Below are 17,847 nucleotides of genomic sequence, written 5' to 3'. Positions count from 1 at the left end.
CTTTTGAAATTTTTTCATACAGCAGATTGGCATTTAGGCAAATTAGTGCAAGGTATATATATGACGGAAGAACAACGATTTGTTATACATCAATTGATAGAAGCTATTGATATAGAGAAACCAGACGCTGTAATAATTTCAGGTGATTTATATGATCGGGCGGTTCCTCCTATGGAGGCAGTAAATTTACTAGATGAACTGCTAGCGGAGATAGTTTTAAAACGAAAAACACCTGTATTAAGTATTGCTGGAAATCATGATAGTCCATCTCGTCTAAACTTTGGCAGTAAGCTAATGAAAGATTCGGGATTATATATAGTAGGCCAATTAACTGAAGAACTAAAATCTGTCATTCTGAATGATGAATATGGAGAAGTACATTTTCATCTAATCCCATATGCTGATCCTTCTCAAGTGCGACATTTATTTGATGATGACACGGTAACTAATCATCAGGAAGCTATGAGGAGAATTGTAGAAGAAATCGATAAAACGCTAGATTTAACGAAAAGGCATGTGTTTGTTGGACATGCATTTGTCACTGCACGTGGGCAGCAAGAAGAGAATACGAGTGATTCAGAACGTCCATTGGCAATTGGAGGAGCTGAATATGTAGATGCTGCGCTTTTTAAAAACTTTTGCTACACGGCACTTGGCCATCTTCATCAAGCCCATTATGTATTAAATGAAACAATACAATATGCAGGCTCTCCATTAAAATATTCGATTTCAGAGGAACTCCATAAAAAAGGGTATTTTATAGTTGAGTTAGACCAACAAGGTAAGGTTACGGTAGAAAAACGTTTGCTAGTTCCAAATCGTGATATGAGAACAATAGAGGGTTATATGCAAGACATTTTGCATCATCCGGTGAGCCAAGACTTTGTATTTGTAAAATTACTCGATGAAACGCCTATTTTATCTCCAATGGAACAGATTAGAACCGTTTATCCAAATGCGATGCATGTTGAAAGAAAAGGTTTTATGTCAAATACCACGAATGAAAAAGAACAAGTAAGTCGTCGAAAAACAGACGATTTTACTCTGTTTCAATCTTTTTATACCGAAGTAAGTGGAAAAGAGCCATCTGATGAAACAGAAAACTTATTCAAGGAAATATTAGAAGGCTTAATGATAGAGGAACGTGAAGGGGGGATCAAAGTATGAAGCCGCTTCAGCTAAAAATGACCGCATTTGGTCCATATAAATCGACCGAAACGATAGATTTTAATGAGCTGCAGAACAATCATCTTTTTGTTATCTCCGGAGCTACAGGAGCAGGAAAAACTACTATATTCGATGGAATATGCTTTGCATTATATGGATTAGGAAGCGGAGAGGATCGTCGTGATACGAAAATCATGCGCAGTGATTTTGCAACAGATGATACACATACTTCCGTGGAATTAACATTTGAAATGCATCAACGTACATATCGGATATTGCGGCAGCTTCCACATGTGAAAAAAGGAAATAAAAGCGCAACTGGTGAACGCTACGAATTTTTTGAAGTGAACGAAACGGGTGAAATTCCTGTTGTTGACCGTCAAATTGTGTCAGAAATCAATAAAAAGGTAGAAGATATTATTGGACTAACACAGGATCAATTCAGTCAAATAGTTATGCTACCTCAAGGGGAGTTTAGGAAGTTACTTACTTCCCAAACAGAAAACAAGGAAGCTATATTACGTAAAATCTTTAAAACAGAGCCATACAAAATGATAAGTGAGAAACTAAAGGAGAAAAAACTACTAGCAGAAGCAGAATTGAAAAAAGAAGAATTAGCTCGAAACAGCTATACGGAACAAATCGTTGCTTCATTCCCAACTCGAGATTCAAGCATTTTTCAACTAATCGATTCGGGTAATTTTAACATTGTTCAGCTAGTGGAAGCTTTAAAAGAAGAAATCAACTATTATGAAAAGAAAGTTCAACTAGACGAGACGATATACAGAGAAGCATGTGAAAAACACGCAAACAAACAGAACGATTACTACGAAGCAAAAGCAGTAAATGATAGATTTGTAGAGCTTGAAGCAAAAGAACAAAGCCTTAAAAACTTACAAAACCAGTCAGAAGAGTATGCAGACAAGCAATATCGATTAGAAGCAGCTGAGAGGGCAAGTTCTATTGAACATATGGAAACTTACTTTAGGGACTCAGAGCAAGAAGTTGATAAGAAATCGAAGCTATTAGAATTAGCTAAACTAGAGATTTTGGAAGCAGAAGAAAACGTAAAACAAGTAGAAATTGAGTATACGTTAGAAGCAAATAAAAAAGAAGAACGTGAAAAAAGTGTGGAAGCACTTATTCGTTTAAATTCTTTTATGCCTTTGTTAGAGGAGCTCGAATCTAAGGGAAACGAGATGCTTGATTACCAAAATCGTATGAATGAACTAAGAGGTCAAGTGACTACTATGACAAATCTATTTCTCGAAGAAAAAGAAGTCTTCGCTTCGCTTAAAAAAGAAATAGAAAAGCTAGAAGCGCTTGTAGAACCACTAGACTATGAAGTGCAACGGCTAACGAAATTGCAAACAAATAATAGTATGTTGCAAGACTTTGTAAAAGGTGAACAACTTTTTCTGAACCTAACAAAAGAGGAAAATATTCAAAAACAACTTTTCTTAGATTTGCAAGAAGCTTATAAGGAAGAAGAAAGTAAGTGGTTAAGCAACCAAGCTAGTATGCTTGCATCGAAGCTCGTGGAAGGAGAAGCCTGCCCAGTTTGTGGAAGTACGGAACATAAAGTGTCACGTACAGAAGTACATGATGAAGCTGTAAATCAAGATGAATTGCAAAAATTAAAAGACCAGTTAGGTAAGCAAGAATCGTTGTTTTGGACGGTTCGTACAAAAAAAGAAACTGCTGAAGAAAATTATTTGAAAATGCAGAAGCAGTTAGAAGAACTTCACCTTACTATTCTTGAAGCGCCAAAACTAGCAAAAGATGTTGAACTACTAGAATTAGAAATTGTAAGTCTCCGACAACAAAAAGAAAAGCTGGCAGTTTTACGAAATCCTTATAAGGCGAGTGTTCAAAAGGTTGAGAAGTTAGAGCAAGATAAAATAAATGCCGAAGTTACCTATCAACAACAAAAAGGCATGTATGAGCAAGCAAAAGCAGTGTATGATTCCAAAAAAGCATCTATTCCATCATACATTTCCAACTTGCAGGAGCTTACAGAGCAAATAAAGGAAGCAACCAAGTATAAGGAACAATTAGAAAATTCCTGGGCTCAAATACAAAATCAGAAACAACTTGCGGTTGAAGCATTCACTAAAGCCCAGCTTGCTGTAGGACATGCTTCCAATTCACTCCATGAAGCAAAAGAAAAAAGAGATAAGGCCAAAGTTCAGTTGATTGAAGGTTTATCTAAGGCTGGCTTTGAGACAATCGAATTGTATACGGCGGCGAAAATGTCTGAATCAGAAAGACAAATCTTAAGGGATCAGTGTAATGCATATACACAAGCACTTCATACATTTACGGAACAAGTAAAAGAAAGTCGGGAGCAGCTTGCAAACAAAATAAAAGTAGAGCTAGCGCCGTTAGAAGAAGAGTTAGTTACACTTAAGATTGCATATGAAGAAGCATTAAATATCCTTAATAGTTCGAAGGAATACGCAAAAGCTGGCCTAGAAATAGAGCAAAAGATTAACACCGCAAGCTCTCGGATTACGAAGCTGGAGCAACAGTTAGGACGTATTGTAGACTTATATGATGTGCTTAGGGGACAAAATCAGTCTAAAGTTTCATTTGAGCGATATGTGCTAATTGAATATTTGGAGCAAATTGTACAGGCTGCTAATGAACGGCTAAAGCATTTATCCGGTGGTCAGTATTACTTGATCAGAAGCGAAAGACAAGAAACACACGGTAAGCAAAGTGGGCTTGGATTAGATGTATATGATGCTTATACAGGACAAACAAGAGATGTAAAGACGCTATCAGGTGGCGAAAAATTCAATGCATCGCTATGCTTGGCTTTAGGCATGGCAGACATTATCCAAAGTTTCCAAGGTAGTATTCGTATTGATACGATGTTTATTGACGAAGGATTTGGCTCCTTAGACGAAGAATCCCTTAACAAAGCAATTGATACATTAATTGATTTACAAAAATCAGGTCGGATGATCGGCGTGATTTCACATGTTGCTGAACTAAAGGCAGCAATACCTGCAATTTTAGAAGTAGAGAAGCTAAAAGAGGGTTATAGTAAAACTAGATTTGTTATTAAATAGTTGTTATAAAAAAGTGAGTCCTACGCGTGGACTCACCTTTTCTATATAGAAGAGGAAAGGTTATCCGAAGCTTACTGCTCGCTTTCCGCGGGCGAGGCCGAGCCGCTTGGGCTTATTTTGGACCCGTTAATTTTCGTTCCAGGCGGACGCTTTCCCGCCGGCATGGCTTCAGCCGCTTCCCTTGCTCCTCCGCAAAGCTCGTCGGAAAAAACAATGCTCCTGCGCAAGCTCGTCGCAAAAATTAATTTCACTACGCTCAGTCCAGGGTCTTCAGCTCATGCACCTGCCGCTTCGCTTTCGGTGCAGAAAACATTTGCTATTCCGACTGGAGTCGCCGCCATCCACTCGCGGAAAGGGAGCTGTTTCAACGATTTTCTTATTTATCGGACGACATGAAAGTGTTCGTAAGGTTAACTGCTATTAATCTGTCATAGGCAAAATTAATAGATATTCCAAAGAAAAGTATTATTACCATCAGCGGAATTTAGTAGAGAAGACGGATAGCGACCGAAATTGCATCTTCGAGAGCTTGCAATATGAATAAGAAAACAACTATTCTTTAGTTATCCAAAACAGTAGTATGTAGTTTCCAAAAGTTGCAAGAGAGCGACGGACAGACGAACGCCACAGAATTACCGAAAAAAGAGGGGAGGGTCGTGACACTAGTCACGACCCTCCCCTCTAAAAATTGACACGGTAATGTTATAGAAAGTCTGTGCAAAACACTCTGGAAAAGTTTGAAAGCAGGTATGCTTTTAAAAATATGGTTGCACTTTTCTTAATTTATATATGTCCTTAAAAAGCAGTTAATAGTTATAAATTATTTCTAAAAATTCTTCTTCATTGTTAACACCTAGCATGTCAAATGCTGAGTATCCTTCAGGGTCTAATTCCGTTGGATTAGCACCATATTCATAAAGAACGGATGCCATATAATAGTTTTCATAATTTATAGAAGCGGTTAATGCATTGGAATACAAATCAGCAGTGTTTGGGTCTGCTCCTGCCTGTAATAATATTTCGGCAATTTCATCATTACCCTCATAGATCGCAAGAAGAAGTGCCGTTGTTTCCTCAGAATCTTGTTCTTCTAAATTCACACCTTCTTCAATGAGCTGATTGACAGTTTCTGTATCAGCATCTATAACTGCTTGCATTAAAGGAGTTTGAGAGTAGTCACTATAGGAAAATGAATCATCTGTAAATGTTTCGCCTAAAGTGCTTCCGGAAAATAAGTTTGCATACGTGAATGTTCCGGCAGTTACAAGAGCGATAACTCCGATATAAACTGCAAAGAAAATGCCAACTAACGCTCCAATACCTAACGCTATTTTGGTTGAATTAGAGTAATACGAAGGTGTTCCATTAACTTGCATAAATTTTCCTACTGCTTGAATTCTTTTTGGAATTAGCGGATGACTAGAAAATACCTCACTTAACCAAACAGCTACATTCGATTCTGTATGGATTTGTTCCAAATAAGCATCTTCGTTTACTTCTTTATATAATTTTTTTCCTACTCCAAGAATCGTAAGTGCTTGCTTAGCTGCCTCACCATTTTGAATATGATAAGCTGCTTCCCGATCACATGTGTACTCACATGAACGACTGTATGCTTGTGAAAGATAGGGAATAAACTGGGCAGGCATGATTAAAATATTTTTCCATACATGTCTACGTTTCACATGAGACAGCTCATGCGCAATGATAAAATCTAATTCCGCTTCTCCTTTTTCTCTAGCAAGCTCAAATACTTCTGAATAAATGACTACCATGTTTCTACCAAGAAATCTCGTTGCAAATGCATTGAATGCACCTTCTGAATGGATGACAAATACATCGGGGACCTTTTTTATATTCATCTTAGAGCTTAATTGTACAACACGCTCATAAACATCAGGGAATTGCTTTTCACTTATTCGTATTCCATTCCCACGGATGGAACCTAGCATAATAGCATTTGCATATAGTAGAATGGCCAAAATTACAAGTAAAATAGCAATTCCAAATAGAGAAGCGATAGCAAATATGTATATAAAAACACTAAAAATGATGCTAAGTATAAAATAAATCAGTTCTCTATTTGATCTTAATTCTTTCGATGCCAATTTTTATTCCTCCTCTTAAAATATTTATAAATCTACCAAATTATGTGATTGTAGTCAATGAGAATTGTTGGCTATCACACATTTACCCGATTTAACATATTATTTTTACAAGAGGTGGTGAAAAATGCGCGATGAAAAAGAGGTCGTCCAATACGATCCTTATGAAACGGAACAACAAGAATGGAAGAAACAACAAGTAAAAGAAAGAGCAAAGCAACTACTCACGATTATCTCTCCTATCCTTATTTTATTTCTATGGGAAGTTTGTTCTCGAACGGGAATACTGGATATTCGGTTTTTCCCTCCTCCGTCTGCAATTATGTCTACATTTTTCGATTTGGCAACGAGTGGACTATTATGGACGCATATATCGGTCTCCCTATATAGAATTGCAGCAGGCTTTTTATTAGGTGTGATTCCAGGAATCGTTATCGGATTGCTTATGGGATTATATGCACCTATTCGTCATTTTATCTCCCCGATTATAATGGCTTTTATGCCAATACCTACGCTAGCACTACTTCCTATTATAATTATTCTCTTTGGGATTGGAGATTTTTCAAAAGTAGTAACGATTGCAGGTAGCGTATTTTTCCCAGTTGTTATCAATACAGTAGCGGGAGTAATCAACATAGAAAAGGTGCATTTAGATGTTGCCAAAAATTACGGAGCAAGTCCGAAAGACTTTTTCTTCAAAATAGCTTTTCCCGGTGCACTTCCTGTCATGCTAGAAGGTATTCAAATGGGGCAGGCAATTGCACTGCTCACAATAGTGGCAGCGGAAATGATGGGAGCTACATCAGGAATTGGGTATTTAATATGGACTTCTTATAAGGCATTCATGCTAAAAGAGATGTTTGTTGGGTTAGTGCTCATTTCATTTTTTGGTTTTCTATTTTCCCTCTTCTTACGTGGGCTACAAAAGAAGATTGTCCCATGGAGGTGAGTTGTTGAGTAATCCTATTAAAATATCGATAGAGAATTTAACAAAAGTTTTTTATAAAAAAGATAACAGTGTAACAGCGGTTAAAAATGTATCGCTTCAAATAGAAGAGGGAGAATTTGTCTGTTTGGTTGGGCCGAGTGGCTGTGGCAAGACAACATTATTAAGAATATTGGCTGGATTAGAATCACCAAGCTCTGGCTCTTTCAAAATTGTGTCTGATTCAGGAGAAAGGCCTCTACAATCAATGGTTTTTCAAGAAAAAGGTGTAATTCCTTGGTTAACAGTGAAAGAGAATGTTGCCTTCGGACTTAACATGAGAAATTTACCGAAGGATTTTGTACAAAAACAAACAAATTATTATTTAGAAAAAGTAGGATTAACTAACTTTTCCAGGCTGTATCCAAAAGAAATTTCTGGGGGAATGAAACAACGGATTAGCATTGCCAGAGCATTTGCGAACGATCCAGAAATTTTACTGATGGATGAACCTTTTGCAGCACTAGATGAGCAAAACAAATTTATTTTACAGGAAGAATTACTATCGATATGGTCTGAAACGAAAAAAACAGTGTTATTTATTACACATAGTATTGACGAAGCTTTGCTATTGAGCGATCGCATCGTATTAATGAGTGCTCATCCAGGTGAAATTATCAATGAAATTAAAGTACCTGTACCACGGCCTAGAACGATGGAACAAGTGCGAGCAAACGCAGAGATGGCAGAGCAGTTTATTACTATTTGGAATCACTTGCAGCAGGAAGTACAAAAATCAAGAAGATAAGGGAGGAAGTTTGTGAAAAAACGTTGGTTGATACTACTCGCATCGATAATTCTTTTGTTGGGTGCGTGTTCTTCTAATGGAAAAAATAGTGGAGATGGAGTGAATGATGATGTAGATAAAAATAATCCATCCGGTGATTTGGCACCATTAGAAGAGAAAGTAAAAGTTATTATTGCCGAGGATGGAGCAGCATCTGGAGCAGGATTTTATATTGCAAAAGAAAAAGGATACTTTGAAGACTATAATATTGAAGTAGAATTTGCACAGTTTGCTAACAGTGATGAAATGTTACCAGCCCTTGCATCTGGTGATGTAGATATTGCAGGAGGAGTATCAACTGCGTCGTTCTTCAATGCTATTGCACAAGGAATAGACGTAAAGATCATTGCAGATAAAGGGCATAATGTACCAGGGAAATCGTACTTTACATTTGTAATTGGTAATCATATGAAAGATGAAATCAAGGAATATAAAGACTTTAAAGGCAAACGAATTGCAATCTCCTCTAAAAATTCGATTGATGAATATATATATTTGGAAATGCTAAAGCATGCAGGACTTACACCAGATGATGTGGAATTTGTATTACTTGCAGACTTTGGAAGTATGTTAGGGGCAATTGAAAATGGTTCGATAGATGCTGCACTTCAAATTGAGCCACTTATTGCACAAGGAATTGAAAATGGATTCCACGAACGTTTTGGAGATGCAACAGATTACGCACCGGAATCTCAAATTGCCATGGTACTTGGATCACCACAGTTCATGAATGAGGAAAAAGATGTATCACTACGATTCATGGCAGCTTATTTAAAAGGAGTTCGAGATTATAATGATGCATTCGTTAAGGGAGAAGGAAAAGCAGAAATAATTGATATTATGACACAGCATACATCCTTAAAAGATCCAGCCCTTTGGGAAAAAGTATTTGTAACTGGTCTTGATCCAGATGGAAAAATGTTTTTAGATGATGTGAAAAAACAGTATGATGCATATAAAGCAAACGGTGCAATAGATGGGGATGTTGACTTCGATAAGGCGGTAGATACATCCGTCACCGAAAAGGCCGTTGAGATTTTAGGGGAATACGATAAATAAAACGCCCAATAAGCATTGGGCGTTTTTTTATAAAATGGTATACAATGAGGAAATATCGAATGGTAAAAGAGGTGCGTAGGATGGTAAGTGTTTTAGTAGACGCAGATGGATGCCCGGTAGTAGATCTAACAATTGATATAGCAAGGAAATTTGATTTAAAGGTAACACTGCTGTGTGATACTGCTCATTATATGCAAAGAGAAGGAGCAGAAACAATCATGGTATCAAAAGGTGCAGATGCGGTCGATTTTGTATTAGTGAATAAAGTGAACAAGGGAGATATCGTTGTTACACAGGATTACGGCCTTGCGGCAATGGTATTAGCAAAACAAGGCTTTGCAATTGATCAAAATGGTCGCTGGTATACACCTGAAAATATTGATCAGCTATTAAACAGCCGCCACATCTCAAAGAAAATTAGACAAGCGGGAGGACGCTTAAAGGGGCCAAAAAAGCGTCAAAAAGAAGATAATGAAAAATTTGAGGCAAGTTTCAACAGACTATGTGCACATGTGTTAAATAAATAATACCTAATCAAATTCATCTTTTATTCTAATTCCTAAATTAGGATTATTGACGAAGATTCCGTTTGGTTTTAGGTTTAGTGCTTGTTTCATTTCTACTTCGTTTACAATCGTATATAGATAAATTTGAAGGCCATTTTGTTGGACTTCTTGAATAAAATCTGTCGTCACAGAGTTAAGATTAGCTCCAATACCACTTGCATAAGAACGTAAGCGATTATACTCTTGGACCGAAAGAGCAGCAGCTTCCTCCTTGAAACTATATAACTTAATAAGAGGAAGCCTCGGTTCAAGCTGATGGACTTTTGTTAAGCTATCCTCATTAAAGGATTCAATAATAACTTTAGGTAAGCCTTCATTTACATGAATCAGCTTATATTGTTTTAGCAATGCAAGCAGTTTTGCTTCCATCCCAACATAAATCCCTGGTGATTTCATTTCTATGTAATAATTCACATCATCTCCAAAATGCAAAAAGATTTCCTCTAATGTAGGCACCTCTAAATTTTCAAATTGTTTATTTGCTAGGTCTGGACAGGTACGATTAAACGATTGTCCTGCATTTAATTGTTTTAATTCTTCTAAAGTGTATTCTTTTACAAACCCATTTCCATCTGTAGTGCGATCTACTTTCTCATCATGCATGGCAACCAATACTCCATCTTTTGTCATTTGCAAGTCTATTTCAATATAAGTAGCCCCTGCCTGTTTTGCTGCTTCATAGGCAAGAATCGTATGTTCAGGAGTATATGCGGATGCTCCTCGATGAGCAATGAGGATGGGTTCCTCTACAGGTAAAGGAGCTTTACTAATTTCACTTATGCCACAAGCGGCTATTAACAAGAAGAGTGTAAGAATCACAGGAAGTCTCTGCATAAAAAACCTTCTTTCAGGAAAAAACAATAGATGTCAATTAAAGAAACGTATATTTATACTATTGTTTATAAAGACAAACAAGAAGTATTTATTGCAAACTTGTTTCTTTTTTGATAATACAAAGAAAACAATTTATTTAACAAATACCCGATTTTTTGATATATTAAAACGAATGGACAAATTTTAGAAAAGGTGGAGTAAAAAATGGACACACATGCATACAGAGTATTACTTTACTATAAATATGTCCCAATTGAAGATCCAGTAACATTTGCACAAGAACACCTTGCTGCTTGTAAGGAAATTGGGTTAAAAGGGCGTATTTTAGTATCAAATGAAGGAATTAACGGAACATGCTCGGGAACAATAGAGCAAACCGATGCTTACATGAACATGATGAAAGCGGATGAACGTTTTGCGGACATGGTGTTTAAAATAGATGAAGCAGAAGGACATGCATTCAAAAAAATGCACGTTCGACCTAAAAAGGAAATTGTACATTTAGGATTAGAAGAAGATATTAACCCGAATAAATTAACAGGTAAATATTTATCTCCTAAAGAATTTTTTGAGCAAATGCAAGCGGAAGATACAGTAGTAATCGATGCTCGTAATGATTATGAATTTGATTTAGGGCATTTCCGTGGAGCAATTCGTCCAGAAATTCGCAATTTCCGCGATTTACCTGAATGGATTCGTGACAATAAGGAAATGTTCGAAGGTAAAAAAGTTCTTACGTATTGCACTGGCGGAATTAGATGTGAAAAATTCTCTGGTTGGTTAGTACGCGAAGGTTTCGAAGACGTAGGTCAACTACACGGTGGTATCGCAACTTACGGGAAAGATCCAGAAGTTCGCGGTCAGCTATGGGATGGACAAATGTACGTATTCGACGAGCGAATTGCTGTTCCAATCAATCAAGTAGAACACGTTGTTGTTGGGAAAGATCATTTCACTGGTGAGCCATGTGAACGCTATGTTAACTGTGCAAACCCAGATTGTAATGACAAAATTTTATGTTCGGAAGAAAACGAACATAAATACCTACGCAGCTGTTCACATGAGTGCCGAGTGCACCCACGTAACCGCTACATCGTAGAACACAATTTATCAGAAGAAGAAGTAGAAGCAAGACTAGCTGCGATTGAAGAAACAGTATAATAACAATCCAAATCCCACGCACCCTCAAAGCGTGGGATTCTTTATTGTAGAAATGCTACTGGATGAGTTACTGGATGATTGTTACAGGGTTGTTACTGGTGCCAGGCACCAGTAACAACCCTGTAATAAAGGATGAGGTTTGGGGTATATACTATTAGAATAGAGGGAATTCGTCTTGTGATAGCGAAAGGTATCTAGAGTTCGTTTTATATTTATAAACAATTGAATGGGGGAGACGTAATGGCAATCGAAGTGAAGAGAATTTCAGATTTGAAAGAAGTCGACGTAACCAAACTAATTCAAGAAAGCGAAAAAGAAGGATATCGATTCGTATCTAGACTAGCAAGTAAATATGAAGATGGTACGAGAAGATTCACCGAACAAGGAGAGGCCATTTATGGGGTATGGGAAGACGGGGAGATAGTAGCAATCGGCGGGCTAAGACAAAGTATAAAAAGCTCTGAAGAGCAATCCGCTCGATTGCTTCGCTTCTACACATTACCAGAACACCGTCGAAAAGGCATCGGAAGTGAGCTATGTAAAGTGATTGCAGAAAATGCAAAAGGACAGTTTAAAGAGATTACTACTAAAACAGAATCCGCAAAGGCAGATGCTTTTTATCGAGCGAATGGGTTTGCATTTGAAGATCGTTCGCCTGATATAACGCATGTACTGAGCTTGGAATAGAGAGGGTTTACAACTATGAATACACAACAATTGATAGAGAAATTTCCTTTGATTAAGGAAATGCAAAATACAGAGGAGGTCATTTGGTTCAATCCGAATCAAACAAAGACGTCTGAAGCACTTCCAAACATAAAAGTAACAAGTGAGATGGTACAGGATGCAAGTGATCGATTAGAGCGATTTGCTCCTTATTTACAAATTGCTTTCCCGGAAACAGCAAAAGCGAATGGGATTATTGAGTCGCCACTTGTTGCTATTCCTGAAATGGCATCCGCTTTAAAGGAATTATTTCAAACTAACTTTACTGGAGAGCTTTTATTAAAATGTGATAATGCCCTGCCCATTTCTGGTTCCATTAAGGCCAGAGGAGGCATTTATGAAGTGCTTAAAATTGCAGAGACACTTGCAATTCGGAAAGGCTTATTAACGCCAAAGGACGATTATGGAGTTCTTGCTAATGATGCATTTAAAAAGTTTTTCTCAGAATACTCAATTGCTGTTGGATCAACAGGAAACTTAGGTCTAAGCATTGGAATAATGAGTGCAAAGCTAGGTTTCCGAGTAACCGTGCATATGTCGAGTGATGCAAAGCAATGGAAAAAGGACCTGCTAAGAGAAAAAGGAGTAGAGGTCATTGAATATGCTGCCGATTATAGTTTGGCTGTAAAAGAAGGAAGAAAGCAAGCAGAACAAGACCCAAATTGCTTTTTTATCGACGATGAAAACTCCATCGACTTATTTGTAGGATATGCAGTCGCGGCAAATAGATTAAAGAAACAATTAGAGCAATTAGGAAAAGTGGTAGATGAAACCAATCCGTTATACGTTTATTTACCATGCGGTGTTGGAGGAGGTCCAGGAGGCGTTGCATTTGGCTTGAAGCTTCTATTTGGAGACCACGTTCATTGTTTTTTCGCCGAACCTACACACTCTCCATGCATGCTACTTGGTTTAATGACAGGATTACATGAAAATATCTCCGTTCATGATATTGGATTGGATAATAAAACTGCTGCGGACGGGCTTGCGGTAGGCCGTCCATCAGGATTTGTTGGAAAGACATTAGAACGACTTATAGAAGGTAGTTATACAATAAGTGATAGAACCATGCATCAGCTTCTTGCATTATTAGTCGATACAGAAAAAATTCAGCTTGAACCATCTGCTCTTGCGGGTATGACCGGTCCTATTCAGCTAGCAACACATGGAGCTAACTTACAGAACGCTATTCATATAGTCTGGGCTACTGGTGGAGGTATGGTACCTGAGAGTGAAAAGGTAACGTACTATGAAACGGGACGACAATTTCTTAATCAATAGGGTAATCTGGAATATAAATAACAAACCTACTCTCTTCGGAAAGTAGGTTTTTTGTATGTATAAATTATTTTGTTTAAAAAACATTTTGCTCTATTATATATAGAACAACTGTGTTATACTAAGAATAGAACAATGGTAAATAGGAGGTAGCATCATGTTTATAGAAATAAAGACAAATTCATCCGTGCCAATCTATTTACAACTAGCACATCAATTAATTGAAGGTATTGTACGAGGAGAGTTAAAGCCTGGTGATTCATTACCATCTGTCCGAGCTTTCGCATCTGATCTGGGTATGAATATGCACACGGTCAATAAAGCATATCATTACTTAGAAGAAAAAGAATTTATACAAATTGTCGCAAAGTCGGGTGTATTTATTCACCCCAATGGAATTTCACAAGCATCTGAAATAGAAAAACAACAACTCAAAGAACAAATGAGACCACTACTTGCAGAAGGATTAGTACTAAAGCTTTCCGAAGAAGAAATGGTAAAGATGTTACATGAGCTCGTTCAAGACATTAAGGAGGGAAAACCATGATTATTTTGTTATTCGCATTTATTCTATTATTTACAACGGTATTACAAGCATTTATGCCAAAGTTTTTAAAGCAAACAGAAGCTTTTGGTGTGTATGTACCAGAGCAATATACGAAAGAAAAAACAGTAATTCGTTTGAAAAATAAGTATACACGTGTTGTTCTACTAATAGGATTGGTTATTTTAGCAGGGTACCTATATTGGTCATTAACACAAAATCCTGCAGAAGATACATTGGCCTTGATCGGTGTAGGCGTTCAATTTGCCATGCTTTTTATAAGTATTGGCTACTATTTTATGATGCATTTACGAGTAAAAAAACTAAAAGAGCAACAAAAGTGGCTATCTGGTAAAAGTGAAGTACGCGTGGTAGATTTAAGATTTCAAGATAAGCTGAAGCTAATACCAAGAGCTGTTTTTATTGTCCCAATGATTGTGACAATTGGACTTATTATTTATACATTTATTAAATATCCTGAAATGCCAGATATGATTCCGACCCATTGGGGACCAAATGGACAGCCAGATGATTTTAGTGAAAAAACATATTTTAGTTCCGTTGCGACGCTTCTTTTACTCCTCATCATGCAAGGTATGTTCCTTATGATGAGCGAAGGAATGAGGTTTTCAGGATCTAAGATTAATCCCGCGAACAAAAAAACGTCACTTGCACAGCAGTTAGAATTCCGAAAATACACAAGTTGGTTTGCACTATTCGTCTCTATAAGCGTGACTTTGATGATGGGATATACGCATTTGCAAACTATCCATCCGGACATATCTTCTGCTTGGGTTATGTTTGCATTACCAATTACTTTTTTAGTCGTAGTATTACTTGGAGTACTCATATATACAGTTAAAGTTGGTCAAAGTGGTTCGCGTATTAAAGTGAAAGAAGATAGCCCTAATTTAGAGCATTCTATTACAGCAGTTGATGAAGACCGATACTGGAAAGGTGGAATTTTGTATTTTAATCCGGAGGACCCAAGCATTTTAGCAGAAAAACGCTTTGGGGTTGGGTGGACACTAAACTTTGGTCGTCCAGCAAGTTGGATCATTTTTTTATTACCGTTTGTTCTTATTCTCGTCATTGTACTTAATTTATAGGTTAAAAGGTCGTCTCCACATTATTGCGGAGCGGCTTTTTTAGTTAGTTGGAAATTTAGTATGCTTAGTTGGAAAAATTAGCTCTTAAGTTGGAAAATCCTGAGCTTTCGTTAGAATAAGCGAAATGTCAAAAAAGAAGCCCCCTTAAAAGGGAGCTCCAGATGATTATTCTGCGTCGAATACTTCTACTTTTTCCATTTTAGCGCCATTTGACATAGCTTTTGCTACTTCAAGACCGCTCGTTACTTTACCGAAAACAGTGTGAACACCATTTAAATGTGGTTGTGGTTCATGCACGATGAAGAATTGGCTAGAGCCAGTATCTTTTCCTGCATGTGCCATAGATAGGCTTCCAGCTTCATGTTTATGAGGGTTGCCAGCTGTTTCACATTTAATCGTTTTGCCACTACCGCCCATGCCTGTCCCAGTTGGGTCTCCACCTTGACTTACAAAGCCAGGAATAACACGGTGGAATACTACTCCGTTATAAAATCCGCTGTTTGCTAACTCTTCAAAGTTTGCTACTGTGTTTGGTGCTTCATTTGGGAATAAATCAAATTCGATTTTTTCGCCTGAATCCATTAAAATATATCCTTTTTTCGCCATTCAAAACACTCCTTTTTCAAATAAATCCTTATAAGTATAGCATGTACTATATGCATTTTCCAAAAACAGAGGACGCACAGAAAGATAAAAATGGTTATGACAACAATAAATATTAAAGCAGCGATAACAGGTTCTATTTATTCTAATTAAATCATCTTTTTATTATAGTGCTTGATATTTTGAAAGGGAATATTCTAACTAAGTCATTAGGAACAATACATTAAAACACTCTAGTCTGTCATATAACCAATTAGATTACCCTCTCGTAGCATTTGTTTACTTTCAAAGATCTCATTAAACACTAATTCTTTTACTGGAGCAACTCTGTCACCCATCTCCAGTGATAAGAGCTCAAGGAAAGCGTTTTTACTGGGCATCAATTGCATAAAGTTAGAGTTCCGCCACCATTTTTCTTATTTATCCGTGTATCAATGAATTGGAGGAGACAAAATGAACGCTATTGTGTACAAGAAGTACGGTTCGCCTGATGTTCTTCAATTGGAAGAAGTAGAAAAACCTATTCCAAAGGAAAATGAAATACTGATAAAAGTAAAAGCGACAACCGTAACAATGGCAGATATTCGGGCACGGAGTTTCAAGGTTCCTCTTTCTTTTTGGCTGTTTGCTCGGATAGCGCTTGGTTTTAAAGGTCCTAAAAAATCTATATTGGGAATGGAATTAGCTGGTGAAGTTGAGTCAGTAGGTAAAGATGTCACACTGTTTAAGGAGGGTGACCATGTTTTTGCAGCATCCCTAGAGGGTTTTGGTGCTTATGCTGAGTATAAGTGTCTCTCAGAAAGTGGACCAGTAAGTCTTAAACCCTCCAATATAACTTTTGAGGAAGCTGCAGCCATTCCAATTGGTGCACGTACAGCCTTGTTTTTTCTTAGAAAAGCTAACATTCAACGCGGACAAAAGGTCCTTGTCTATGGAGCATCAGGAAGTGTAGGAAGTTATGTTGTACAGATTGCCAAGTACCTAGGAGCACATGTTACAGCGGTATGCAGTACAGCAAATTTAGAATGGGTGAAATCTTTGGGAGCTGATCAGGTAATTGATTATACGTCGGAAGATTTTTCGAGTGATAGAGAGGCTTATGATGTTATCTTTGAAGCTGTAAACAAGACTTCTTTCTCAGCATGTATGAAATCTTTAAAGAAGGTTGGCACTTATATAAATATTAATGAACCGTTACCAAGTGCACGAATGTTATGGACTAAATTAACTAGCAACAAGAAAATAATATTAAGCCAAAATTCACCTGAAACTTCCGAAGCTCTAAACTACCTCAAAGAACTCGTGGAGGAAGGGAAATTAAAAGTGGTCATTGACCGAACCTATCCACTTGAAGACATAGTTGAGGCACATAGGTATGTCGAGAAAGGTCACAAGAAGGGAAATGTAATCATAAATTTAGATAAGACAAAGTTAAATAAGAACACTAAACAGAATTAATATATAAAGAAACCATTTAGAACCTATCTTTTAAATGGTTTTTTATATTGTTTCCTAATGTAAGTGGTAATGTCGTTATTGTTAGCCTATCGTCCTATCTTATTTTACAAAATGGTGTAAGACTAGCATGAAAGTGGTACGATACAAAAAGAGGTGAATCCAAATGAATGGACAAAATAGAAAAGATATAAAACCAGGCTTAGAAGTGTACATAATATTAAAAAAAGACCAACGTACAGGGGAAAAAACTCGAGGAGTCGTGAAAGATTTATTAACGAATGCCTCCTTCCATCCACATGGAATTAAAGTACGATTAGAGGATGGACAAATAGGTAGGGTTTGTGAAATTATAGGATAAATCAGAAATAGGAAAGGAAGATTACAAGAA

General features: G+C 37.1%; 16 protein-coding genes. 13 read left to right on the top strand and 3 right to left on the bottom strand.

Annotated features, from left to right (window positions below; translation table 11 throughout):
- Window positions 1-3: 3 nt before the first annotated feature.
- Window positions 4-1,167: an exonuclease SbcCD subunit D gene (locus PGC35_RS05755; protein WP_375218475.1), complete on the top strand. Its 1,164-nt coding sequence runs from the start codon at window positions 4-6 to the stop codon at window positions 1,165-1,167.
- Entirely contained in the window at window positions 1,164-4,244 is a 3,081-nt protein-coding gene (locus PGC35_RS05750) for an AAA family ATPase (RefSeq protein ID WP_375218474.1), read from the top strand. The genes PGC35_RS05755 and PGC35_RS05750 overlap by 4 nt, the downstream gene beginning before the upstream one ends.
- Window positions 4,245-5,050: 806 nt before the next feature.
- Here PGC35_RS05750 and PGC35_RS05745 read toward each other — a convergent pair.
- Entirely contained in the window at window positions 5,051-6,352 is a 1,302-nt protein-coding gene (locus tag PGC35_RS05745; RefSeq protein ID WP_375218473.1) for a M48 family metallopeptidase, read from the bottom strand.
- A gap of 124 nt (window positions 6,353-6,476) precedes the next feature.
- Between PGC35_RS05745 and PGC35_RS05740 the strand changes: the two genes are divergently transcribed.
- The 4 genes from PGC35_RS05740 to PGC35_RS05725 all read left to right on the top strand — a co-directional run bounded on the left by PGC35_RS05740 (window position 6,477) and on the right by PGC35_RS05725 (window position 9,707).
- The gene (locus PGC35_RS05740) at window positions 6,477-7,298 is read left to right on the top strand and encodes an ABC transporter permease (RefSeq protein WP_053591038.1); all 822 of its coding nucleotides are present in this window, start codon (window positions 6,477-6,479) and stop codon (window positions 7,296-7,298) included.
- Window positions 7,299-7,302: 4 nt separating this feature from the next.
- The gene (locus PGC35_RS05735; protein WP_375218472.1) at window positions 7,303-8,082 is read left to right on the top strand and encodes an ABC transporter ATP-binding protein; all 780 of its coding nucleotides are present in this window, start codon (window positions 7,303-7,305) and stop codon (window positions 8,080-8,082) included.
- A gap of 12 nt (window positions 8,083-8,094) precedes the next feature.
- Window positions 8,095-9,180, top strand: coding sequence for an ABC transporter substrate-binding protein (locus PGC35_RS05730; protein ID WP_375218471.1), 1,086 nt, complete (start codon window positions 8,095-8,097; stop codon window positions 9,178-9,180).
- 80 nt (window positions 9,181-9,260) lie between these two features.
- Window positions 9,261-9,707 (top strand): YaiI/YqxD family protein, encoded by a 447-nt coding sequence (locus tag PGC35_RS05725; RefSeq protein WP_053591035.1) that lies wholly within the window; start codon window positions 9,261-9,263, stop codon window positions 9,705-9,707.
- Window positions 9,708-9,710: 3 nt separating this feature from the next.
- On the opposite strand, the gene PGC35_RS05720 is transcribed toward PGC35_RS05725, so the two are convergent.
- Entirely contained in the window at window positions 9,711-10,580 is an 870-nt protein-coding gene (locus PGC35_RS05720) for a glycerophosphodiester phosphodiesterase family protein (protein ID WP_375218470.1), read from the bottom strand.
- Between the two features lie 204 nt (window positions 10,581-10,784).
- On the opposite strand from PGC35_RS05720, the gene trhO reads away from it, so the two are divergent.
- From trhO to PGC35_RS05695, 5 genes are all read left to right on the top strand, one after another.
- Window positions 10,785-11,741 (top strand): oxygen-dependent tRNA uridine(34) hydroxylase TrhO, encoded by a 957-nt coding sequence (gene trhO / locus PGC35_RS05715; protein WP_056829002.1) that lies wholly within the window; start codon window positions 10,785-10,787, stop codon window positions 11,739-11,741.
- 240 nt (window positions 11,742-11,981) lie between these two features.
- The gene (locus tag PGC35_RS05710) at window positions 11,982-12,428 is read left to right on the top strand and encodes a GNAT family N-acetyltransferase (RefSeq protein WP_056829000.1); all 447 of its coding nucleotides are present in this window, start codon (window positions 11,982-11,984) and stop codon (window positions 12,426-12,428) included.
- Between the two features lie 15 nt (window positions 12,429-12,443).
- The gene (locus tag PGC35_RS05705; protein WP_375218469.1) at window positions 12,444-13,748 is read left to right on the top strand and encodes a D-serine ammonia-lyase; all 1,305 of its coding nucleotides are present in this window, start codon (window positions 12,444-12,446) and stop codon (window positions 13,746-13,748) included.
- A gap of 154 nt (window positions 13,749-13,902) precedes the next feature.
- Window positions 13,903-14,292, top strand: a complete 390-nt coding sequence (locus PGC35_RS05700) for a GntR family transcriptional regulator (protein ID WP_053591030.1) — start codon at window positions 13,903-13,905, stop codon at window positions 14,290-14,292.
- Window positions 14,289-15,398 carry a DUF1648 domain-containing protein gene (locus PGC35_RS05695; RefSeq protein ID WP_056828996.1) on the top strand — a complete coding sequence of 370 codons (1,110 nt, stop codon included), beginning with the start codon at window positions 14,289-14,291 and terminating at the stop codon, window positions 15,396-15,398. Before PGC35_RS05700 ends, PGC35_RS05695 begins: the two co-directional genes overlap by 4 nt.
- A 165-nt stretch (window positions 15,399-15,563) precedes the next feature.
- Here the strand turns inward: PGC35_RS05695 and PGC35_RS05690 are convergent, their stop codons facing one another.
- Window positions 15,564-16,004, bottom strand: coding sequence for a peptidylprolyl isomerase (locus PGC35_RS05690; RefSeq protein WP_053591028.1), 441 nt, complete (start codon window positions 16,002-16,004; stop codon window positions 15,564-15,566).
- A gap of 450 nt (window positions 16,005-16,454) precedes the next feature.
- On the opposite strand from PGC35_RS05690, the gene PGC35_RS05685 reads away from it, so the two are divergent.
- Together PGC35_RS05685 and PGC35_RS05680 are read left to right on the top strand one after the other, a co-directional pair.
- Window positions 16,455-17,459 (top strand): NAD(P)-dependent alcohol dehydrogenase, encoded by a 1,005-nt coding sequence (locus tag PGC35_RS05685; protein ID WP_375218468.1) that lies wholly within the window; start codon window positions 16,455-16,457, stop codon window positions 17,457-17,459.
- Between the two features lie 163 nt (window positions 17,460-17,622).
- A complete protein-coding gene (locus tag PGC35_RS05680; RefSeq protein WP_056828989.1) occupies window positions 17,623-17,817 on the top strand; it encodes a YwbE family protein in 195 nt (64 codons plus the stop codon).
- Window positions 17,818-17,847: the final 30 nt, after the last annotated feature.

It is taken from the genome of Psychrobacillus sp. PGGUH221 (genome assembly GCF_042055255.1).
Classification (GTDB): domain Bacteria; phylum Bacillota; class Bacilli; order Bacillales_A; family Planococcaceae; genus Psychrobacillus.
The sequence above is the reverse complement of the archived record's forward strand: the minus strand, read 5'-3'. Positions and strand labels throughout refer to the sequence as shown.

Excerpts from the sequence above, each read along its gene's own strand:
- PGC35_RS05750 (WP_375218474.1), top strand. The coding sequence starts at position 1,164 with ATGAAGCCGCTTCAGCTAAAAATGACCGCATTTGGTCCATATAAATCG.
- PGC35_RS05740 (WP_053591038.1), top strand. The coding sequence starts at position 6,477 with ATGCGCGATGAAAAAGAGGTCGTCCAATACGATCCTTATGAAACGGAA.
- PGC35_RS05725 (WP_053591035.1), top strand. The coding sequence starts at position 9,261 with ATGGTAAGTGTTTTAGTAGACGCAGATGGATGCCCGGTAGTAGATCTA.
- PGC35_RS05720 (WP_375218470.1), bottom strand. The coding sequence starts at position 10,580 with ATGCAGAGACTTCCTGTGATTCTTACACTCTTCTTGTTAATAGCCGCT.
- trhO (WP_056829002.1), top strand. The coding sequence starts at position 10,785 with ATGGACACACATGCATACAGAGTATTACTTTACTATAAATATGTCCCA.
- PGC35_RS05710 (WP_056829000.1), top strand. The coding sequence starts at position 11,982 with ATGGCAATCGAAGTGAAGAGAATTTCAGATTTGAAAGAAGTCGACGTA.
- PGC35_RS05705 (WP_375218469.1), top strand. The coding sequence starts at position 12,444 with ATGAATACACAACAATTGATAGAGAAATTTCCTTTGATTAAGGAAATG.
- PGC35_RS05700 (WP_053591030.1), top strand. The coding sequence starts at position 13,903 with ATGTTTATAGAAATAAAGACAAATTCATCCGTGCCAATCTATTTACAA.
- PGC35_RS05695 (WP_056828996.1), top strand. The coding sequence starts at position 14,289 with ATGATTATTTTGTTATTCGCATTTATTCTATTATTTACAACGGTATTA.
- PGC35_RS05690 (WP_053591028.1), bottom strand. The coding sequence starts at position 16,004 with ATGGCGAAAAAAGGATATATTTTAATGGATTCAGGCGAAAAAATCGAA.
- PGC35_RS05685 (WP_375218468.1), top strand. The coding sequence starts at position 16,455 with ATGAACGCTATTGTGTACAAGAAGTACGGTTCGCCTGATGTTCTTCAA.
- PGC35_RS05680 (WP_056828989.1), top strand. The coding sequence starts at position 17,623 with ATGAATGGACAAAATAGAAAAGATATAAAACCAGGCTTAGAAGTGTAC.